The organism is Mesorhizobium sp. LSJC280B00 (assembly GCF_000502835.1).
In the GTDB taxonomy this organism is placed as follows: Bacteria; Pseudomonadota; Alphaproteobacteria; order Rhizobiales; family Rhizobiaceae; genus Mesorhizobium.
This window is the reverse complement of record NZ_AYVL01000004.1, coordinates 42,414-57,684: the sequence shown is the minus strand read 5'-3', so window position 1 is coordinate 57,684 and position 15,271 is coordinate 42,414. Positions and strand designations below refer to the sequence as shown.

The 15,271-nt window shown below is 62.6% G+C and carries 15 protein-coding genes and 1 pseudogene; 7 read left to right on the top strand and 9 right to left on the bottom strand.

The annotated features are described in order from the left end of the window. Window positions 1-382 precede the first annotated feature (382 nt). Genes X773_RS46555 through X773_RS46535 form a run of 5 tightly spaced genes read left to right on the top strand, consistent with a single transcriptional unit; the run spans window position 383 to window position 4,620 of the window. On the top strand, window positions 383-1,270 hold the full coding sequence (locus tag X773_RS46555) for a sugar phosphate isomerase/epimerase (protein WP_023675190.1): 888 nt from the start codon (window positions 383-385) through the stop codon (window positions 1,268-1,270). Window positions 1,271-1,324: 54 nt separating this feature from the next. After that, complete coding sequence (locus X773_RS46550) at window positions 1,325-2,494, top strand: mandelate racemase/muconate lactonizing enzyme family protein (protein ID WP_023675189.1); 1,170 nt, start codon at window positions 1,325-1,327, stop codon at window positions 2,492-2,494. 1 nt (window position 2,495) lies between these two features. Beyond that, on the top strand, window positions 2,496-3,212 hold the full coding sequence (locus X773_RS46545; RefSeq protein WP_023675188.1) for a FadR/GntR family transcriptional regulator: 717 nt from the start codon (window positions 2,496-2,498) through the stop codon (window positions 3,210-3,212). A 1-nt stretch (window position 3,213) separates the two neighbouring features. Next, on the top strand, window positions 3,214-4,194 hold the full coding sequence (locus X773_RS46540) for a hydroxyacid dehydrogenase (RefSeq protein WP_023675187.1): 981 nt from the start codon (window positions 3,214-3,216) through the stop codon (window positions 4,192-4,194). A 42-nt stretch (window positions 4,195-4,236) separates the two neighbouring features. Beyond that, window positions 4,237-4,620, top strand: coding sequence for a DUF6748 domain-containing protein (locus X773_RS46535; protein ID WP_023675186.1), 384 nt, complete (start codon window positions 4,237-4,239; stop codon window positions 4,618-4,620). A gap of 14 nt (window positions 4,621-4,634) precedes the next feature. Here the strand turns inward: X773_RS46535 and X773_RS46530 are convergent, their stop codons facing one another. Further along, complete coding sequence (locus tag X773_RS46530; protein ID WP_023675185.1) at window positions 4,635-5,930, bottom strand: amidase; 1,296 nt, start codon at window positions 5,928-5,930, stop codon at window positions 4,635-4,637. Window positions 5,931-6,050: 120 nt separating this feature from the next. Between X773_RS46530 and X773_RS46525 the strand changes: the two genes are divergently transcribed. Further along, on the top strand, window positions 6,051-6,398 hold the full coding sequence (locus tag X773_RS46525) for a GFA family protein (protein WP_023675184.1): 348 nt from the start codon (window positions 6,051-6,053) through the stop codon (window positions 6,396-6,398). On the opposite strand, the pseudogene X773_RS46520 reads toward X773_RS46525, so the two are convergent. Then, a pseudogene (locus X773_RS46520) lies at window positions 6,395-7,692 on the bottom strand (MFS transporter). The gene X773_RS46525 and the pseudogene X773_RS46520 sit on opposite strands and share 4 nt — an antisense overlap. 94 nt (window positions 7,693-7,786) lie before the next feature. Here X773_RS46520 and X773_RS46515 point away from each other — a divergent pair. After that, window positions 7,787-8,767, top strand: coding sequence for an AraC family transcriptional regulator (locus X773_RS46515; RefSeq protein WP_023675183.1), 981 nt, complete (start codon window positions 7,787-7,789; stop codon window positions 8,765-8,767). Between the two features lie 12 nt (window positions 8,768-8,779). Here X773_RS46515 and X773_RS46510 read toward each other — a convergent pair whose 3' ends face one another. The 7 genes from X773_RS46510 to X773_RS46480 form a co-directional block, all read right to left on the bottom strand. After that, window positions 8,780-9,061: a hypothetical protein gene (locus tag X773_RS46510; protein ID WP_023675182.1), complete on the bottom strand. Its 282-nt coding sequence runs from the start codon at window positions 9,059-9,061 to the stop codon at window positions 8,780-8,782. A gap of 246 nt (window positions 9,062-9,307) precedes the next feature. Beyond that, on the bottom strand, window positions 9,308-10,411 hold the full coding sequence (locus tag X773_RS46505; protein ID WP_023675181.1) for an ABC transporter ATP-binding protein: 1,104 nt from the start codon (window positions 10,409-10,411) through the stop codon (window positions 9,308-9,310). Continuing rightward, the gene (locus X773_RS46500) at window positions 10,411-11,514 is read right to left on the bottom strand and encodes an ABC transporter ATP-binding protein (RefSeq protein ID WP_023675180.1); all 1,104 of its coding nucleotides are present in this window, start codon (window positions 11,512-11,514) and stop codon (window positions 10,411-10,413) included. Before X773_RS46500 ends, X773_RS46505 begins: the two co-directional genes overlap by 1 nt. Next, window positions 11,511-11,732 carry a hypothetical protein gene (locus X773_RS46495; RefSeq protein ID WP_023675179.1) on the bottom strand — a complete coding sequence of 74 codons (222 nt, stop codon included), beginning with the start codon at window positions 11,730-11,732 and terminating at the stop codon, window positions 11,511-11,513. The genes X773_RS46500 and X773_RS46495 overlap by 4 nt, the downstream gene beginning before the upstream one ends. After that, entirely contained in the window at window positions 11,729-12,688 is a 960-nt protein-coding gene (locus X773_RS46490; RefSeq protein WP_023675178.1) for a carbohydrate ABC transporter permease, read from the bottom strand. Before X773_RS46490 ends, X773_RS46495 begins: the two co-directional genes overlap by 4 nt. 1 nt (window position 12,689) lies before the next feature. Further along, window positions 12,690-13,595 carry a sugar ABC transporter permease gene (locus X773_RS46485; RefSeq protein WP_023675177.1) on the bottom strand — a complete coding sequence of 302 codons (906 nt, stop codon included), beginning with the start codon at window positions 13,593-13,595 and terminating at the stop codon, window positions 12,690-12,692. Between the two features lie 73 nt (window positions 13,596-13,668). Then, window positions 13,669-14,985 carry an extracellular solute-binding protein gene (locus X773_RS46480; protein ID WP_023675176.1) on the bottom strand — a complete coding sequence of 439 codons (1,317 nt, stop codon included), beginning with the start codon at window positions 14,983-14,985 and terminating at the stop codon, window positions 13,669-13,671. Window positions 14,986-15,271: the final 286 nt, after the last annotated feature.

Genomic DNA, 15,271 nt, shown 5'->3' with positions numbered 1-15,271 from the left:
CTATGTTTCACGACCAAGCATAGCGCCGATTGAAAACAGGGCCAGCGTCTTTGGTCTCTTTGCACAGCGCACTCAGCGCTGCTATTCTGGTATTACCAAATGCCGAAATCTGGTCAAGCCATTTGACGCGCTGCGACGGTCCTGCAACCATGCCGAGTTAAGCCACATGTTTAAGAATAATCAATAGCATAGACAGGAGCCAACGCTTGATGGCAGCAGTTCTTGCCGTCCAGATGAAATTACTGTAGACCTCCCTTCAAGCCCAATTGGTCGAACCAGTTTGCAAAAAATGCTGGGACGCCTTGGGGAGGAATCATGCGGCACGCTTCGGCAGAGTGCGCCGCAGGCGAACTGGTACAGGCGATTCTGGGAAGGATAGACCATGCATCTTTCGACGCACAATTGGATGCGGGCGGAGCCGCTGGAAACGACGCTCAAGCGCATCAAGAAATTCGGCTACGAGTCGATCGAGATCTCCGGCGAACCCGAACAGTACAAGCCCAAGGAGACGCGCGCACTGTTGAACGAGTACGGCATTCGCTGCTGGGGAGCGGTGACGCTGATGCTGGGCGAGCGCAATCTCGCCGCCAAGGACCAGGGCCAGCGCGAGCGCTCGGTGCAGTATGTCAAGGACGTGCTGACCATGGTCAGCGAACTTGATGGCGAGATCATCACGCTGGTTCCGGCCACCGTCGGCAAGGTGGTGCCGGACGGCACCGAGGAAGAGGAGTGGAAATGGGTGGTCGACGCCACCCGGGAATGCTTCACCCACGCCAAGAAGGTCGGCGTCAAGATCGCGGTCGAGCCGCTCAACCGCTTCGAGACCTATCTGTTCAACCGCGGCGCCCAGGCACTGGCGCTGGCCGATGCGGTCAGTCCCGAATGCGGCGTCTGCCTCGACGCCTACCACATCCACATGGAAGAATTTAACGTCTACGACGCCATCCGGCAGGTCGGCAAGCGCCTGTACGACTTCCATGTCGCCGACAACAACCGCTTCGCCGCCGGCCTCGGGCAGATCGACTGGCCGAAGATCGTCGGCACGCTGAAGGAGATCGGCTATGACGGCGCGCTGACCAATGAATTCGTCGCCCCCGTCGACCGCACGCCGGCTGCCCCCTATCCCGACATGGTCGAACGCAACCCCGTCGACATCTCGCCGGAGCAGCTGAAATTCATTCAGGACCACGGCTCCAGCGTGCTCACGGAGAAATTCTACACCGACCAGATGCGCATCAACGCGGAAACGCTGCTGCCGCTGATCAAGTAGCCGAGCCGTTTGGAAAAGCCCTTCCGCCTCACCGCGGCCGGGCCGAGGATTAACATGCGCATCAAGACGGTCCAAGCCTGGTGGGTCCGCATACCAATCGAAGCCGCGAAGCAGCACCGCAGCGACTTCGGTCAGGTGGCGACGTTCGACGCCGCCATCCTGCGCATCGAGACGGACGACGGGCTGGTCGGCTGGGGCGAAGGCAAGAATGCCGCCGGCAGCGCCGGCAGCTACGGCGCCCTTGTCCATTTGCTGAACTACGAGGTCGGCCCGCAGCTGGTCGGCCGCGACCCGGCTGACATCGGCGTCATCTGGGAGATGCTCTATAATGGCACGCGCCACGACAGCGCCGCTCGCGCCGGCCACGCCATGCCGCAATTGGCGCGACGCGGCATGAGCATCGCCGCTATCAGCGCCGTCGACATCGCATTGTGGGACATTCTTGGCAAATCGCTCGGCGTTCCGGTCTGGCGGCTGCTCGGCGGCCGCAAGCTGGACCGCATGCCGGCCTATGCTTCCGGCGGCTGGGCCACTGCGGAAGCCATCGGCGACCAGCTGCAGTCCTACATCACCAAGGGCGGTTTCAAGGCGCTGAAGATGCGCGTCGGCGCCATGGACGGCGCCCCACATATCTCGGCCGCTCGCGTCCGTGCCGCCAGACAGGCGCTCGGTCCCGATATCGACCTGATGGTCGACGCGCACGGCACCTACACGGTGGCCGAAGCCAAGCGCTTTATCCATCTCGCCGGCGACCTCGATCTCGCCTGGTTCGAGGAGCCGGTGATCGCCGACGACAAGCCCGGCATGGCCGAGGTGCGCGCCTGCGGTTCGATCCCGATCGCCACCGGCGAAAGCGAGGCGACGCGCTATGCCTTCCGCGACCTCGCCGTGCTCAAATCCGCCGATATATTCCAGCCGGATCCGGCCTTTTGCGGTGGCATCAGCGAGGCGATGAAGATCGGCACCATCGCCAGCGCCTTCAATCTGCGCTTTGCGCCGCATCTTTGGGCCGGCGCGCCCTGCTTCTTTGCCGGGCTGCATGTCTGCGCTGCGTCGCCGGCGAGCTTCACCGTCGAATATTCGCTCGGCGCCAACCCGATGATCCACGATCTGATCGAAGAGACTGTCGAAGCAAAGGACGGTATGGTAGCGATCCCTGATAGACCCGGGCTGGGATTCACCATTTCGGAGCGGTTCCTGGAGGCGCACGCGCAACACGGCTGACATGAAAGAAAAGAACCTTCTCGCGGAACTCGCCGCCTATCTGTTCTCCCATTCGGACAAGGAGACGGGCCGCACGCCGTCGGAGCGCGAACTGGCAGAGCATTTCAGCGTCAGCCGCGGCCAGATCCGCGAGGCGCTGGCCATTCTCGAGGCCATGCGCATCGTCGAGCGACGGGCGAAATCCGGCATCTACATCGATACGAAGCAGGCGAGCGTCGAGGCGATGGCGCTGTTCGCCCGCGCCGGCCTGCCGCTCGATCCCGTCCAGATCTACGAGACGGTCGAGTTGCGCAAGATCCACGAGATCAAGGCCGCCGAACTTGCCTGTTCACGCGCCACCGAGGAGAATTTCGAGCGGCTGCGCGAGATCCTGAAGGCCTCCGAGGATCGCATCGCCGCCGGTGAAGGGCTTGCCCGGGAAGACCGCGAGTTCCACCTCGAGATCGTGCGGGCGACCAAGAACAGCGTCTTCCACAATATCTGCAGCGTCTACTACATGATGGGTGAACTGCGCCTGCCGATCTATTTCAACGATCCCGAACGCAGCGTGCGCTCCCATGCCGAGCATATCCAGATCTACGAGGCGCTGCTGCGCCGCGATGGCAATCTCGCCCAGGCGCTGATGAGCGCCCACCTGCAAGGCGCGGAAAGCTACTGGAAGGGGCTGATCGAGGGGCGTGGGACGGAACCGGAAAGCCCTGCGCTCGAAAAGGCCTGAAATGCCCAAGATCCTGTCAACACACAGACTGCACCCTCGTGCCGCTTCCATGCTGACCGGGGCCGGCGAACTCGTCGTTGCTTCCGCCCTCGATGCGGCCACGCTGGCCGCCGAGGCGAGGAACGCCGATGTCATCATCGTTCGCGCTCCCTTGCCTGCGGCGCTTTTCGAAGGCGCGAAGAAGCTCAGGGCCGCGATCCGCCACGGCGCCGGGCTGGACATGGTACCGATGGAAGCGGCCAATGCGGCCGGCGTGCTGGTGGCGAACGTGCCGGGGGTGAACGCGCGATCTGTCGCCGAATATGTGATGTTCGCGGCGCTGGCGCTGCTTAGGCGCTTCCGTGTGTTGGACCGCGACTTGCGTGCGAAGGGCTGGCTGGCGGGCCGCGAACACACGGTGGTGGCCAGCGAGCTAGCGGGCAAGACGATCGGCATTGTCGGCCTCGGCGCGATCGGTCAGGCGGTTGGCCACATCGCCGCCCATGGGTTCGATCTGAATGTGGTGGCGACGACGCGCAGCATGCGGCCGGCGCCGGACAGGGTCGGCTTCCTGTCGATCGATGCACTCATCGAGCAGAGCGACATCATCGTTCTGTGCTGCCCGCTGACGCCCGAAACACGGGGGCTGATCAGCCGCGAGCGCATTGAGCGGATGAAGCCGGATGCGCTGCTGATCAATGTTTCGCGCGGGCCGGTGATCGATGACAACGCGCTGATCGAGGCCTTGCAGAAGGGCCGCATCGGCGGCGCTGCGCTCGATGTTTTTGCTACACAACCGCTACCGCCCAACCATCCTTATTTCGGCTTCGACAACGTCATCGTCACCCCGCACATGGCTGGGATTACCGAGCAGTCGATGATGCGCATGGGCGTCGGCGCGGCTGGCGAAGCCTTGCTGGTGCTGGCCAACAGATTGCCGGTCAATCTGCGCAACCCCGAAGTGGTCGAGCACTACCGGCGGCGGTTCCTTGCCGATTTCTGAAAGCGCCCCAATTTTCCCGAATTCGCCGGCGATGGTGCCGGCATGGCAAGCGTCACAAAGTTCCTACTGACCGCCGGCTTCTGCGTGGCGACGGCGCAAGCCTTCGCCAACGGACAGGGTAGCTACGTGTTCTGCGACAACGGCATACGCTGCGTGGCGGCACCCTGTCCATCGAACAGCGCACTCGACCTCGCTGCTGGGAAGCTCATCAAAGGCGTTTCAATCGACATCGATCGCCTGCCGCAGCAAGACAAGGCGCTCGATCTTTCAGACAAGCTCTATGCCGGCAAGGTCGTTGTTGTCGGCTCGATCGAGAACCGCACCCGGACCTTCAACGGCAAGCGGTACACCCTGCCTTGGCTGGTCGCCACCAGCATCGAACGCGCCGCCAAGGACAGCGAACGCGGCCACTGCTCGTCGCGCTGACACGCGCTATCCGATCAATTTGCAAGCAGCCCCTCCACGCCAGTTGCGATGCGCAGCAGGTGGTGGTCATGGCCATTGCGCGCCACCAGCATCAGCCCGGCCGGACGCGTCATTGCCGGCATCGGCAGCGAGATGGCTGATAGATCGAACTGGTTGGCGACCTGCGTGTTGCGCAGCAGAAGGCCTTCCGTCCTGTTGCACAGAGCCTCGTCGCTGGTCATCGACACGATCGTCGGCGCCGTCACCGGTGTGGTCGGCAGGGCCAGCACGTCGACCGACGCCAGCCGGTCATCCATCGCGGCGGCCAGCGCCGTGCGGCGGCGCATTGCCCTGATATAGACCGTGGCCGGAATGGCGGCGGCGCGCGACAATGGCCCGCTTACCCGCGGGTCGACCGGCCGCGTCGCTCCCGTCGCCAGCCAGTCGGCATGGATCTCCGCCCCTTCCATCGCCGCGATCGACGCGCGTTGGGTTGCCACGCGCAGATCGGCAAGCAGGTCGTCGATCGACAGCTCCACAAGCCGTGCGCCGCTAAGCTCTATCTTGCGCAGACACCGGTCGAACGTCGTCGCGACCTCTTCCTGCGTATCATCGAACAGCACGCCGCGCGCAATACCGATGCGCAGGCCGTCCAGCGGCAGCGGCAACAGTGCCGCCAGGTTTTCGCCCGACATCACTGCATCGGCCGCCGCACATTCGGCGACGGTGCGGGCCAGCGGACCGATCGAGTCCAGCGTGGCTGACAGCGGAAACGCACCCGCAAGCGGCACGCGCCGCGCAGTCGGCTTGAAACCGACGACGCCATTCAGCGATGCCGGAATGCGCACCGAACCACCGGTATCGGAACCGATGGAGATTTCGCTGGTGCCTTCGCCCACCGAAACGCCGGCGCCTGAGGAGGAGCCGCCCGGAATACGGCTGGCATCGCTAGCATTGCCGGGCGTGCCATAATGTGGATTGACGCCGATCGCAGTAAAGGCGAACTCGGTCATGTTGGTCTTGCCGAGGATGATTGCACCGGCCTGGCGCAACTGTTGCACGACAATGGCATCCCGCAGCGCCGGCGCTGCGTTGGCGAGCAGCAGAGAGCCCGCCGTGGTCGGCTCGCCGGCGACATCGAAAAGATCCTTGATCGAGACGATCGCCCCATCGAGCGGCCCGAGCGTGACGCCGGCTTTTCGCCGCGCATCGGTGGCGTCCGCCGCCGCCCGTGCGGCTTCCGGGTAGAGCTTTACGAAAACCCTCTCATCGTCGACGCGAGCGGCAAGAGGCGAAAGAATTGCTTCGAGGTGATCGCGGGCTGATTGCATTTTTCGGTGTCGGACTCCGCGCGCTTGCAACGTCTTAAGGTAGTAGCCAGAAACTGGCCGCAGGAGACATAGCCCGGCACGGTCGGATTTGCACCTGTCGAACCGAAGGAGGAAGGCCCGATGCTCTACCAAGGCAGCTGCCACTGCGGCAAGGTCGCGTTCGAGGTCGAAGGCGAGCTGACCGGAGCCGTTCGGTGCAATTGCTCGATCTGCTCGCGCAAGGGTGCACTGCTATGGGCAGTTCCGCATGAGAGCATGCGGGTGCTTGCCTGGGGCGATGATCTCGGCCGCTACAGCTTCGGCAACCATGTCATCGCCCACCGCTTCTGCCGCAGCTGCGGCATTCACCCCTTCGCCGAGGATGTCGGCGAAGGGAGCGGGCGAAGTGCCTATATCAATATTAATTGCATCGAGGCGTTGGACGTCGCCGCCGTGCCGGTCTTCGACTTCGACGGCCGTTCCGTTTAGGCCTTGGGGTCGTCGATCGGCTTGGGGCCAAGGAAGAACGCCGCCAGTGCCGCAAGCAACGTCGCCGCCGCGCAATAGGCGAAGGCGGTGGCAACGCCGGTATTGTCGACCAGCAGGCCGCCGAAGACGGCGCCCAACGCGATGGCGACCTGGAACGTCATAACCATGAGCCCACCGGCGCTTTCCGCCTGATCGGGGGCGGCCCGCACCAGCCAGGTCTGCAGCCCGACTGGGACGGCGCCGAAGGCAAAGCCCCAGCTGGCCACTGCTATTGCAGCCACGACGGGTGAACCTCCGACCACCAGCAGCAGGAGCGCCGAAAACGCGATCAGCAGGGGCGCCAGGCTGACGGCTGCCTTGAGGCTGCGTTCGGCAATGAAGCCGCCGGCAAAATTGCCGAAGAAGCCACCAATGCCGTAGGCGAGCAGCACAAGCGAGATCGTCTCGATGTCCAGCGCGGGGACCTTCTCGAGAAACGGGCGGACATAGGTGAAGCCGGCAAAATGTCCCGAGGCGACCAGCAGCACCACCAGCAGTGCCACCCTGATCATCGGCCGCTTCATCACCTCCAGCAGCGTGCGAAAACCTGCCGTACCTGCAGGCGGCAGCTTCGGAATGGTAGCCACCTGCACCAGCAGCGCCAGCGCACCGACCACGGCGGCGATCATGAACGCCGTCCGCCAGCCCCAGATGTCGCCGACATAGGCGCCGACCGGAGCCGCGCAGACCGTCGCCACCGAAACGCCGGTGAGAATGATCGACATGGCGCGCGGCATCAGCCGCATCGGAACGAGCCGCATCGCCATGGCTGCCGACATCGACCAGAAGCCGCCAAGACTGATCCCGAGCATGATGCGGGCAATCAGAAGAACGGGAAGCGAGGACGCAAACGCGGCCACCAGATTTGACAGCACAAGCAGCACCGTCAGTGCCCACATGACCAGCCTGCGGTCCAGCCGCTTGGTGACAATAGCCATGGTCGGCGCCGCAATCGCGCCAATGACGGCGGTGGCCGTTACCGCCTGCCCGGCGGCGCCTTCGGTGATGCCGAGATCCTGCGCAAGCGGCGTCAGCAGGNGGCGGTGGCCGTTACCGCCTGCCCGGCGGCGCCTTCGGTGATGCCGAGATCCTGCGCAAGCGGCGTCAGCAGGCTGGCAGGCAGAAATTCCGCGGTCACCAGGCCAAAGACTCCGAGCGCCAGGGAGACCACCGCCCCCCATGCGGGCTCGGATCGTTCGCCGGTTTCCGATGGGTCGAGAACGGCGTCCATGACGCCTGTCGCGGGTTCGGTCATGAGGGATCTCCGGTCTGTTGCAGCGCAGCATTTGGCTGCAATGCAAGCAACATAGGGAGTGACTAGCTGGAGTTTCCATGCTAGAAACACCATTATGTTTGACCGTTCGTCCAAAATTCCAATCACCGGCGATCCGCTGACAGACATATTGCGGGGATTGCGTCTCGAAGGCGTCGATTACGGCCGTTGCGAGATGAAGGAACCCTGGGGCATCCATTTTCCGGCTCAGGCGGCGGCACGGTTTCATTTCATCGGCCGCAAAGGCTGCTGGTTGCTGCAGCCGTCCGGTGAATGGGTCGAGCTCAAGGCGGGCGACGCGGTATTGTTGCCGCGCGGCTCAGCCCACACGCTGGCGAGCGAGCCGGGTATCGAGGCGGCGCCGATCCACGGCTATGAGGTCGAGGAAATCTGCAAGGGTGTCTATTGCATGTCGAATGACGGCATGCCCGGCTGCCGTCCGGGGACCTTGCTGTTTTTCGGCAGCATGTATTTCAATCTCGATGGCTTGCACCCCTTGCTCGGCATGATGCCGGACGTGATGCGCGCACATGAGTTGGAGGCCTATGAGCCAGGTATCCCGCATTTGCTGGAAGCGATGGCCCGCGAGGTGACGATGGAGCGCGTCGGCTCTGGCGGCATCCTGGCGCGGCTGGCCGATGTGCTCGCCGCGACCGTCATCCGCTCATGGGTCGAGCGCGGCTGCGGCGACTCTTCCGGTTGGATTGCGGCGGTCAGGGACCGCGAGATCGGCCGGGTGCTGGCCGCGATCCATCTGGAACCGAACCGCGACTGGACGGTGGAGGCTCTGGCGAAGATGATGGGTGCCTCGCGATCAGGTTTCGCCGAGCGCTTCGCAACCATTGTCGGCGAAACACCGGCAAAGTACGTCACGCAGGTGCGGATGCACCAGGCGAGGCAATGGCTGGTCCGCGACCGGCTCAAGATTTCCGTCGTCGCGGCGCGCCTCGGCTACGAATCCGACGCCTCCTTCAGCCGCGCCTTCAAACGGGTCATCGGATCGCCGCCCAGCCATTTCCGGGCCGAGGAACAGGCGGAGATCCGCCAGGCCGGCTAAACGTTGGCCGGCTTATTGCTCGGTGATGCAGGCCGAGCCGGCGCTGCTCTTGCAATATTTGCCGGAGGCCCCGCACCTGCCATCCGAGACTTCCACGACGGTGCCGCTCAACAACAGCTTGCAGTCGCTGGTGGACAGATTGACCGTGCCGTTGAGGTCCTTGATCTTCTTGGCGTCGACCTTCGCGCCGGCGACAACTTTCTTGGCCGCCTGCGCCTCGCCCAGATGCGCCGCCGACAATCCCATACCGGCGACGAGCAGGATCATCGCAAAACTGCGGAACAGATTTCCCATAGCCAACCCTCCGTTTTGGGCCTCCAAATTGGGCTTGCAAAGCCCGTTTGGGACCAAAGGATCAGCCTATTCGACAAATCGGAGCATCCGCATCCCCCGTACGGGGGATGACGGGAAGACTCGAGCATTTCGCAGCCAAGCGGAATCACTTGGCGTCGCACAAATGCGGCTAAAACACATGGATAGAGCGGGATGCACGGTTCACTTTGAACGCATCCCGCTCTAGCGCAGTAAAGACGCTTGTACTTAGCCGGCGTGACGCAGGCTTATTCCGCTGCCCTTGTCGAACAGCACCACCTTGTCCGGGTTCCAGGCAAAGCGTACCGGCTGCTCTATCTGGACGTCGGTCCTGGCCGGCACGGTGGCGCGCAGCATGGCGTCGCCGACCCGCAGCGTCAGGATCTTCTCGACGCCATGGTTCTCGACGTCATGGACCCGCGCCTCGACCGGCGCGCCGGTCTCGAGATAGACGTCCTCGGGACGAATACCGAAGACGAGCGGGCGACCGTCGGTCGCCGCGCCCGTCTTGGCACCCCCCGAAGTCTTGGCACCCCCTGCAAACGGCAATTCGAAATTGAGCGGCGCCATCACCGCACGTCCGTTGACGAGCTTGCCGTCGATGAGATTCATCGGCGGCGAGCCGACGAAGCTTGCCACGTAGGTGTCGCGCGGATTGTTATAGATCTCGTACGGCGTGCCGGTCTGGACGATGCGGCCATGGTTGAGCACGCCGACCTTGTCACCCATCGACATCGCCTCGATCTGATCATGCGTCACGAACAGGAAGGTGGCGCCAAGCTGCATCTGCAGGTTCTTCAATTCGGTGCGCAGCGCCTCGCGCAATTTGGCGTCGAGCGCCGACAACGGCTCGTCCATCAGGAATACCCGCGGCTTGCGCACGATGGCGCGACCGATCGAGACGCGCTGCATCTCGCCGCCTGAAAGCCTGTCGGTCTTGCGGTCGAGCAGATGCTCGATCCTCAGCGTCCTGGCCGCGCGGTCGACACGATCCTTGATCTCGGCATCGGGCAGCCGGCGGATCTTCGGCTTCAGCGGAAATTCGAGGTTCTGGCGCACCGTATAGCGCGGGTACAGCGAATATTGCTGCAGCACCAGCGCCACGTCACGCTCGGCCGCGCCCCAGTCGGCGACATCGACGCCGTCGATGAAGACCTGGCCTTCGCTCGGTTTTTCCAGGCCGGCAATCATGCGCAGCGTCGTCGTCTTGCCGGCGCCGGTCTCGCCAAGCAGAACGAAGAACTCGCCATCGGCGATGTCGAGATCGAGCCCGGTCAAAGCAGTATGGTTGCCGAACTTCTTCGAGATGTTCTTGAGCTGGATGTGGGCCATCAGAGTCTCACTCCCAGCGATTTGCCGCTCGCCGTGTCGAAGAAATGCGCCTGGCTGGGATCGATTCTGACGAAGACTCTTTCGCCGGGGCCGCCGATGAAGCCGCTCTTGGTGCGCGCACGCAGCATCTTGGAGCCGACCTTGAGGTCGACGATGTCGAAGGACCCGAGCGGCTCGACGATCTGCGTCTCCACCGGCAGGAACCCCTCGGCGGCTTCGCGGCGGACGAGGACGCCTTCCGGCCGGATGCCGAGCGCGAGTTGGCTGCCGGCATGGCCGTTGAGCTTCGACAGCAAGGCGCGCGGGAATTCGAAACCGGCGGCCGCATCGCCGACCGTGACCGAGGCCGATGAGGCTTTCTCGGTCACCGAAGTGTCGGCGACGTTCATCACCGGGCTGCCTACAAATTGCGCGACGAAAAGATTCGCCGGGTGCGAATAGACCTCGTCCGGCGAGCCGACCTGCTGCAGCACACCTTCATGCATGATGACGATGCGGTCGGCGAGGCTCATCGCCTCGATCTGGTCGTGGGTGACGTAGATGCTGGTCGAGCCCTGCTTGATGTGCAGCCGCTTGATCTCGGCCCGCATCTCCTCGCGCAGCTTGGCATCGAGCGCCCCGATCGGCTCGTCCATCAGCATCGCCTTCGGCCGCCGCACCAAGGCTCGGCCGATCGCCACGCGCTGCATGTCGCCGCCCGACAGCGCCGACGGTTTCTTGGCGAGGAGATCGCTGATCTGCAGCGTCTTGGCGACCGAGCGCACCTCGCTGTCGATCTCGGCCTTGCTCTTGCGCGTCGCCCTGAGCGGAAAGGCGATGTTCTCATAGACGCTCATATGCGGATAGAGCGAGAACGACTGGAAGACCATGGCGATATCGCGATCGGCGGCCTTGAGGTGCTGGACCGGCTTGCCGTCGATGAGGATGTCGCCGCCGTCGATCGTCTCCAGCCCGGCAATCGCCCTGAGCGTCGTCGTCTTCCCGCAGCCCGACTGGCCGAGCAGCACGATGAACTCGTTGTCGTTGATCTTCAGGTTGAGGTCCTTGATGACCTGGACGGCGCCGAAATATTTCTGGACGCCTCGAAGCTCGATCTGGGTCAATGCTGTGCCCCCGGATTTGCCCCTTGCCCGGTGCCGGCCTTCTCCTCCGGCGCGATCTTGGAGGTGATGTTGAAGCCGATCAGGCCGATCAGGATGATGGTCACGCCATAGCTGTGCAGCAGCATGTTCCACGGCTGGCAGAGCGCGATGATACCGAGCACCATCAGCACCTGGCTGCCCGGTTCGAGATATTTCTGGTTGATGTCGCGAAAGCTCATTTGCGGATCGCTCCAAACGACATGCCGCGCAACAGGTGGTTGCGGAGCAGGAAGGTGAAGATCGCGACCGGCAGCAGGAACAGGAAGGTTCCAGCAGCGATCACCGTCCAGTCCGGCAGGCCGGAGCCGATCTGGCTGGGGATGAAGGGCGGTGCTGTCTGGGCACGGCGGCTGGTCATGATCAGTGCGAAGGCATATTCGTTCCACGCCGTGATAAAGCAGAAGACGGCGGTGGCGGCGATGCCGGTGGCGGCTTCCGGCAGCACGATCTTGAAGAAGGCTTCCATGCGCGTGTAGCCGTCGACCAGGGCCGCCTCCTCATACTCCTTCGGGATCTCGTCCATGAAGCCTTTCATCAGCCAGACCGAGAAGGACAGGTTGAAAGCGGTGTAGAGGATGATCAGGCCGAGGTGGGAATCGTTGAGGCCGACCGCCCGGTACATCAGGAACATGGGGATGGCGACGACCACCGGCGGCAGCATGCGCGTCGACAGGATGAAGAAGAGCAGGTCCGCCTCTCCCTTCACCCTAAAGCGCGAGAAGCCGTAGGCGGTGAAGGTGCCCATGCCGACCGCCAGTACCGTCGAGGTTATGGCCACGATCAACGAGTTCATGAAGCGGCTCGGATAGCCGGACCACTGCACCTGGCCCTTGCCGTCACGCACGATCTTTTCGCCGCCGTCGAAGACGACGCGCTCCCACCAGGGAGCGGCTGCATACTCCTCCGGCGACGCTGGGTTGCGTAGCTGCGAGCGCTTGGTGAACAGCTTGACGAAAGGCGATATTTCCGGCTGGAAGACGACCGTCGGCGGGATGGTAGTGGCGAGATTGCGCGGCTTGAACGCCGTCGAGGCAATCCAGTAGATCGGCGCCAGGAAGATGATCGTCACCAACAGGACGGCGACGATTGCAACGCGATTGAAGCCGATTTCGGAGGAGGTGCGCACGGCAGCCATCTCAGCGCTCCTTCACCTTGTTGAGGTATTTGACATAGATATTGGTGATAGCCAGCACCATGATCAGCACGATGTAGGCGAGTGCGCAGGAGCGCCCGGTCTGCCATTCTTGGAATGCCATCTTATAGAGCCGGATCGAGATCAGTTCGGCCGTCGGCTGGCTGGTCAGGATGTAGGCGAGATCGAAGGTCTTGAATGCCTCCATGGTGCGGAAGATGACCGCGATCATCAGGATCGGCGCCACCAGCGGCAGCGTGATGCGGAAGAAGGTGTAGAACGGCCCGGCCCTGTCGATCGCGGCTGCCTCGTAGAGATGCTTGGGCACGGCCGACAGGCCGGCCAGCGACAACAGCATGACGAAGGGCGACCACATCCAGATGTCGGTCAGCGCGACCGCATAGAGCGCCATTTTCGGATCCGACAGCCATTCGAAGGTGCCGAGGCCGAGCGCATAATTGATGATGCCGAAGGACGGATCGTAGAGCAGCTTCCAGAACAGGCCGACGACGGCCATCGACAGCATCATCGGCAATAACAGGAGCGTCGTCAGCAGGCCCTTGAGCGGAATGTCGCGGTTGAGCAGCATGGCGACGCCGAAGCCGACGAGCAGCTGGCCGGCGACCGAGATGATGACGTATTTCGCGGTGATGGCGAAGTTGGACCAGACATAGGGATCGCCGAGCAGGTCGCGATAGTTTTGCAGCCCGACGAAATTCGCCGCCGCGCTGGTCGAGGCGCGGAAATCGGTGAACGAATAGCCCAGCGAATAGATCAGCGGGAAGATGTTGAAGACGATCAGAAACAGGATCGTCGGGATGATGAAGAGATTGCGGATCGAAATGTCGCTGAGACCGCGAGCGGCGGCCCGCGAGGACCTGTCCAGCGTGGTGATCATCGTGGTCGCCAAGACCCTGCTCCCGGTTCAAAAATCAGAAAAGAAACGGAGGAGGCACGAACGCCCCCTCCGTGAAACTTCATACTTATTGGCCGCGGCCGTATTTCTTGAAGGTCGCGTTCCAGTCGGCTGCCAGTGCGTCCAGCGTCTCCTTGGCGGTGCCTTCGCCGCCGATCATGTAGGGGTAAACGCGCTGGTTGAGCTGCTGCAGCAGTTCGGCATATTCCGGAACCGCCCAGAAGTCCTTGACCTTGAACATGGTCTCGTAGAACGCCTTGTTGTACGGCGTGGCGTTCTGGAATTCGGGCGACTTGAGCACGGCGGCACTGCAGGTGTAGCCGCCGAGCGCTGCCCATTTCTTCTGGGTCTCGTCCTTGATGAACCATTCAAGGAACTTCGTCGCCTCTTCCTGCTTCTGCGAGTAGGAAACGATGGAGATGCCCTGACCGCCGAGTGCGGCGAACTGGTCGCCGCCAGGTCCGGCAGGATTGGCGAAGAAGCCGGTGTTCTTGGCGTTCGGGTTCGACGCCTCGTTGATCAGCGAGGGGAAGAACGCGAAGTAGTTCATGCTCATCGCGGCCAGGTTTTCAGTGATCGCCTGGTTGTCCTCGACGAAGAACGACTTGGCCCAGCCCGGAGGCGTGAACTTGTAGAGTTCCTTGTAGGCGTCGAGCGCCGCGATCGCCTTGTCGGAGTTGATGAAGCCGTCGACCTTGTAGGTCTTATAATCACCCAGCTCGCCGCCAAAGGAGAACAGCGCGTTTTCGAAGCCCATCGCCATCGCGTCATAGGAATTGTCGGTGTAGATGGCGATGCCGTATCGCTTCTGATCCGGCCTGTAGAAGAATTCGGCGATGTCGCGTAGCGCCTTGAAATCCTTCGGCACGTCGAGATCGTAGCCATACTTGGCCTTGAAGGCTTCCTTTTCCTTGGGGTCTTCGAACCAGTCCTTGCGGTAGGACCAGCCGACGGCGTCGCCTTCGAGCGGAATGGCCCAGTACTTGCTGCTGCCGCCCGGATATTCGGCATAGTATTTCACCGTCGCCGGTGCCATCACTTCGCCGACCTTGTGCTTGTTGAAGAAGTCGGTCAGGTCGACATAGTGGCCACCGGTCGAGCCGGCGCCGAGCCATTGCGAGTCGCCGACGACCATATCATAGGCGTCGCCATGGGCGTTGAACTCGGTGAAGGCCTTGGTCTGGAAGTCGGGCCACGGTGTGGTTTCCACCGTGATCTTGACGCCGGTTTCCTTCTCGTACTCGTTGCCGAGTTCCTGCAAGTAATTGGCCGGATCCCATTCCGCCCAGAATATGGTGAGTTCCTTTTCCTGCGCGTAGACGGACGTTCCGCAGGCGAGCACTAAGCCGATACCAGCAAGCACGCTGGTCATTGTCTTGCGCATAATGATTTCCTCCCTTGTGCGCATTCTACCGTTCATGAGAACCGGCAGCGAGGCCGGCCCTGGTAGTCCTCCCGTGACGGCACCGTTCCGGTTTGTGAGCCTCCTCGCTCGACCGAAACGGATCTCAGCCTTCACCTTTATCCGCTTTATTTATTCTAATCTGGTATTACCAATTTCAGAGGCACGTCAAGCCCTTTCTTGGCCGATGGCGGGCAGGCTGGCAAGTCGGTTTCCGCAGTATCTCCCTGTTTTCCCTGAATTTTCCTACTATTTGATATACAAGGGC